Source organism: Achromobacter sp. Marseille-Q0513 (genome assembly GCF_018195695.1).
GTDB lineage: Bacteria > Pseudomonadota > Gammaproteobacteria > Burkholderiales > Burkholderiaceae_B > Achromobacter.
Window position 1 is genome coordinate 1 of the sequence record NZ_JAGTJY010000609.1, and the last position, 375, is coordinate 375.

The 375-nt window shown below is 58.9% G+C and carries 1 pseudogene; it reads right to left on the minus strand.

Annotated elements, in window-relative coordinates:
- Positions 1 to 222 (minus strand): annotated as a pseudogene (locus tag KDH83_RS31975) (DUF4400 domain-containing protein); the annotation flags it as partial.
- Between the last annotated feature and the right edge of the window lie 153 nt (positions 223 to 375).

Here is a 375-nt window from a genome sequence, read left to right on the forward strand (position 1 = left end):
GGCCCGGTGATAGACAAAGCCGGATCCACGGCCCGCACCGAAGCGGCGCACATCGCGCCGGACCAGGCCATCCACCAGGCCGACAAATGCCGCCGTGAGCATCAGTGGTACGGTCAGCACCAACACCAGCAGACGTACCAAGAAAATCAGAGTTGTGAAGGCCGCAGCGATCAAATAGCTCTCAGCCCAGACGTAAGCCTGACTGATGAAATAGCGGAAGTTGCCGTAAGCACCCCTGTCAAGTAGACACTGTTTGATAGACGATCGGAGCGAGGGTTAACCGAGGCATGAAGTGCACCGGTGGGAGACCGCCCAGTGACTCATGCGGGAGGCATTCGGTGTCATCGACCAGCCATCGATCGGGAAGCGCTTGGA